6 protein-coding genes are annotated in these 4,831 nt (G+C 38.4%); 3 read left to right on the forward strand and 3 right to left on the reverse strand.

Features of this window, described 5'->3' with window-relative positions; genetic code table 11:
• Positions 1-192: 192 nt before the first annotated feature.
• The 3 genes from Q9Q35_RS06695 to Q9Q35_RS06705 all read right to left on the reverse strand — a co-directional run bounded on the left by Q9Q35_RS06695 (position 193) and on the right by Q9Q35_RS06705 (position 3,024).
• A complete protein-coding gene (locus tag Q9Q35_RS06695; protein WP_119448345.1) occupies positions 193-1,611 on the reverse strand; it encodes a recombinase family protein in 1,419 nt (472 codons plus the stop codon).
• 89 nt (positions 1,612-1,700) lie between these two features.
• Positions 1,701-2,129, reverse strand: a complete 429-nt coding sequence (locus tag Q9Q35_RS06700) for a transporter (RefSeq protein ID WP_119448344.1) — start codon at positions 2,127-2,129, stop codon at positions 1,701-1,703.
• A 187-nt stretch (positions 2,130-2,316) separates the two neighbouring features.
• Positions 2,317-3,024, reverse strand: a complete 708-nt coding sequence (locus tag Q9Q35_RS06705; RefSeq protein WP_119448343.1) for an XRE family transcriptional regulator — start codon at positions 3,022-3,024, stop codon at positions 2,317-2,319.
• 437 nt (positions 3,025-3,461) lie between these two features.
• Between Q9Q35_RS06705 and Q9Q35_RS06710 the strand changes: the two genes are divergently transcribed.
• From Q9Q35_RS06710 to Q9Q35_RS06720, 3 genes are all read left to right on the forward strand, one after another.
• Complete coding sequence (locus tag Q9Q35_RS06710; protein ID WP_225418341.1) at positions 3,462-4,178, forward strand: ORF6C domain-containing protein; 717 nt, start codon at positions 3,462-3,464, stop codon at positions 4,176-4,178.
• Positions 4,179-4,191: 13 nt separating this feature from the next.
• The gene (locus Q9Q35_RS06715) at positions 4,192-4,353 is read left to right on the forward strand and encodes a hypothetical protein (RefSeq protein WP_160192581.1); all 162 of its coding nucleotides are present in this window, start codon (positions 4,192-4,194) and stop codon (positions 4,351-4,353) included.
• 88 nt (positions 4,354-4,441) lie between these two features.
• Positions 4,442-4,681 (forward strand): hypothetical protein, encoded by a 240-nt coding sequence (locus Q9Q35_RS06720; protein ID WP_221678153.1) that lies wholly within the window; start codon positions 4,442-4,444, stop codon positions 4,679-4,681.
• Positions 4,682-4,831 lie beyond the last annotated feature (150 nt).

The raw sequence follows: 4,831 nt of genomic DNA on the forward strand, positions 1-4,831 counted from the left end.
CCAACCGTTATTGTTTATGGTGATCGCAATAGTGATCATTTGCACATACTTAGCGTTATTATTACCGCTATATTCAAGTTTAGGGGGACTGTATAAATGAAAAAAACTAAGATGAAAGCGTTTACATTAGTGGAAATGGCGCTCACTAAAAATCGTCAAAATTTAGTAAGCACCATAAGGCTAACAGTTGAATTACAGGCTAAACGACCACTTTATCTTAAAATCGTCGTTGGTAATGGTTATCCCGCTGACGAGTTGTCTGACTATTACTTTTTGTCGATCGTATTCAAGTTTGGTAACATCGTCAGTATCCAAGATTTTTTTCGCTTCGTCGACGGACAGTGTGGGCGTAGGTGTGCTATTTATCTGTTGTTCTATTTTTTTGCGTTGGCGTTCCAGTTCGTCTGACTTTTCTTGTAGCTTGTCGAGTGGTAACGATCCACTATTCAAATAGAGATCAACAAGTTTGTCTTGCTGTGATCTGATACGCTCAAGCTCTTTTTTTAGTGGCTCCGGATCGAATGTTTCTACTTTGTATTTATCAATCAGATCTGGATTAACTTGGAGATTACGGATTTCGTCTACCACAATTTTTTCTAGTTCGAGTCGTTTATAAGATCGCTCTGCTGGACAGTGATCGCGATGTATATTCGTTGCGCTTCTACGTGCTATGCTTTCGCATCGGTAAATGTGATAAGGCGTTTCATGCTTACCGCCACGAGTGAGAATAATGTATATAGCACCACAATATCCACAACGTATCAAGCCTGAAAGCATATATTGAGATTGAAATGGTCTAGGATTTCCAGATTCGGCATATACTTGTTGACGCCGTGAAATCTCTCTTTTAGTGCGTTCAAACGTTTCAGCATCTATGATGGGTTTGTGTAAAGCTGGATAAATCTCGCCTTTAAAAACATTGACGCCTGTATAGGTTTGATTATCTAGAATCTGTCGGATCGTTCTATGTGACCAAGGAACTTTCTTACCTAAATGTCCTTCTTCATTTAGTTCATTGTGTATTTTAGTTATTGGCTTACCTGCAAGGTAATCAGCAAATATGCGTTTGACGATTGCAGCTTGAAACTCATCTATATCATAAGTGTCATTTACGCTGTCATATCTATATCCAAATGGAACGTTTGACCAGTTCATCGCTTTACCAGCCTTAGCACGTCCGACTTTGCCCATCTGCATACGTTCTTTGATTTGTTCACGTTCAAGCTGTGCAAATACTGAAAGTATACCGATCATAGCTTTACCGAACGGTGTCGAAGTATCAAAGTTTTCTGACATACTGATAAAAGACACGTTGTACTTGTTGAAAACATCTTCAATGATGTACAGTGTGTCTTTTTGTGACCTACTCAAGCGGTCCAATTTATAGACTAAGACACCTTCAAAAATTCCAGCTTTTACATCAGCAAGCATTTGAGAAATAGAAGGACGATCTAGCGACGACCCCGAAAATCCGGGATCACGATAAACATGCACAACGTCCCAATCTCGAGCTTCACAATACTTTCTTAATTTATCTTCTTGTTCTTCGAGCGAGTACCCACTCTCGGCTTGTTCTAGTGTACTTACTCGTAAATATAAAGCTACCTTCATATCTTACCTCCATATTTATATATTTAAACGAATATATGTTCTTTTTCGGTGATATTAAAACCCGCCACTTGGACGGGTTGAAATAATTGCTATTTATCTTGTTTCTTAGGATCTTCAGTGATATTTTCTGTTACTTGAACATTAATATTTTGAGATGCTGTATTGTTGGCGGGCTTTTGTAACATAATAAATACTGCTGCGATAATCAAAACTACTAATGCTGGGAAGGCCATCATAGCTGTAAAACCAAATAGTGCATTACCAATAATACCTAAAACAGAACCAACAAGAGAAATGCCGTGTTTCTTTGATTGAACCAAAGCCCAGATGTTCAAAGCTACACCGATCCATGCCATAGCATAGAAGAATGTACCAATGCCATCAGTAGCATTACCACCAGATGTCGCATCTGAAAAGGCTGTGCTAAAGATGACTGGCCAAGATATAGCAAATAGGACGCAATTGATAATGTCAAGAATACCCGTCCAAGTATTCAAAGCTAAACGATTTTTCTTCATAATAGAAAAATCAACTCCTTTTTATTTCAGCTTTTAACGTCATCAGTGTTTGGACAAATAAAAAGCGCGATCAGCTCATGTACTAACCGCGCTAGGGGATTGGATCCCGCGAAAAAAATAATAAGTGGAGCTTAACTCCCAGTAATTTCATTATTACACGGTATTAGTTAATGGTCAACGTTTTGTACTAAAGTACGACAATGCCTCTAACGTAAAAAGCGTCATTTTCCGTAACCATCTTATCTTCATATTTTTTATTTAAGCTGACCAATCTGCAACCAGATTGCTCAAAGACAATCTTTTTTACAAATGCCTCACCATTTAAGTCTGCGATCACAATCTGATTAGAGTAAACTTTCGCAGGATCTTCGACCACATCAACAAAAATTAATTGTCCATTTTCAAATAATGGTTGCATTGAGTCTCCATTGACTTTTAAAGCGAAGTCAGCATGGGCGGGGGGCTCATGGTTCAACATAATCGTTTCATTGATTTCGTCGTCCATCCACTCACCAGTACCAGCAGAAACAGCACCTTTAAATGGAAACTCGTACGTTTGGTTAGATTTCGTGAACGGTGTAGGGAGTTTTTTTATTCGTGATGTTTCTTTATCTAATTGCTTGCGTGCGTAGTCTATAACTTTATCTTTCTTATGTTCGCTAAGCTTGCTATATACAGCTAGGATCTCGTTATCTGGGGTATTATCTCTATCTGGATCTAGTATATCTAATGGACTGATGCGTAAAACTTTTGCTAGTGCCACTATTTTATCTCTACCCATATTAGAAATATATCCAGTTTCCCATTTTCTAACTGTAGATTTGCCAACGCCAACTGCCTTGCCAACATCTTCAAGAGTCAAGCCCAGCTCTTTACGTCTTGAATGCAAATCCATAATAAATTCTCCTTAGTAATTATATTGTTAATGATAACATAAAAGTGTGTCTTATTATACACAAAAAAGCTATTCAAAATAAAAAAGTGTATTTTAAGACACAAAAAGTGTTGACATGTTAAAAAATATGGTGTTTAATAAAAGTGTCCTAAAGGAAACGGGGTGAAAAAATGCAAAAAGATAAATTGCTTGGAATTATTAAAACTCAAGGGCGGACAGTTAGCGCTGTTATTGAAACAGTTAATGATTATGGCGTCCCTATGTCACCTTCAACGTTTTATAAGGGTCTTAGAGATGAAAGACCATTCAAAGCAAATGAGATAAAGGCTTTAGCAAAAGTGCTCTCGTTAAGTGAAAAACAAATTTATGAAATTTTTTTGCAGAATTTGTGTCCTAAAAGACACTTAAATAAAAAAAGAAAAGAGAGGTCAACCAGAATGGATGAATTAGTACCAGTGCGAAAACAAAAAAATGGATCAGTTGTTGTGAGTGGACGAGACTTACATGAGTTTTTAGAAGTGAACACGCCATACACTCAATGGTTTGATCGTATGACCGAATATGGTTTTGATGAAAATGTTGATTTTATAGGTTTATCACAAAAAAGTGAAAAACCTTTTGGAGGTCGTCCGCAGTTAGATCACGCAATGACCCTAGATATGGCGAAAGAGATTTCGATGATTCAACGAACCGAGCGAGGTAAGCAAGCGCGTCAATATTTTATTCAAGTTGAAAAGAGGTATAAACAAAATCAATTACCGCAGACACCAGAGGAAAAATTGGCGTTAACGATGCAAGTGGCAAACAGGCTAAACGATCGTATGTCGCGAGTTGAAGATGACATTGACTATATCAAAAACAAGTCAGAAATCGACTCAACACAGCGTTATCAGCTGAAGGCTGCGCGTAACCGTAAAGCTGTTGAAGTTTGTGGCGGTAAAGACAGTAACTTCTATAAGACTAAGAATGCACCACGTAAGGTTTTTAGAGAGCTTGAGCATGATTTAAAAGACACTTTTGTGATCTCGAGGTATGAAGATCTAAAAAAAGAAGATTTCGATCGTGCGATGACTTTTGTCGGAAATTGGTATCCATCATATCCACTAAAACAAGAGATCGAACGAATTAACGCACAAACTACATTAGAAGTTTAAGGAGGTGAGCGAAATGCCTAAGAAAATGATTGTCGGTGACGCAAGTAAGTTGAATGTTATCAACATTGACGCAAACGGAAAGATTATCGAAGACTTGAGCAAGGTCAAGTTGTGGGAAGTTGCGCCAGAGCTAAACGCGTTTGTTGCGAAAGTTCTAATTGAAGGTAGGAGGTGAGAGTTATCAAGTGGTTATTGTTTCTAGCAGTGCTGATCGTTGTTGACGGGTGCTGTGAGTTAGCTAAGAAGAAATGGAGGTAATGAAAATGAAGAAGTTACGACTCGAGATCAAAAAGAGAGTGACCGAAAGTGACGATTTCGGCTACTCTTACGAATACGACATCAAGCTCAATGGGCACAAGTTAGGACGTGGTGTCACTGGCGTAAAACTAGACATGACAGCCAGCGATAAGCCGCGATTAATTATCGAATGTATACCAGATGAACTAGATGTTGATGTCAAAGCGTTGTTAGAACGCTATCAGAAAGGAGATAAACGATTATGAAGATCAATGGTAGCTACATCTTAGCAGTATTAGCAGGCATCATGCTAGCTGGATTCTTACCACACGAAGAATGGGTGGTTGGCTGGGCTGGCGTCCTAGCACTAATCACGTTAGTGGTCGCTGGTATGCGAGATGAAGCGTGGACCAAAG

The sequence above is a fragment of the uncultured Ligilactobacillus sp. genome (assembly GCF_948826705.1).
Lineage (GTDB): Bacteria > Bacillota > Bacilli > Lactobacillales > Lactobacillaceae > Ligilactobacillus.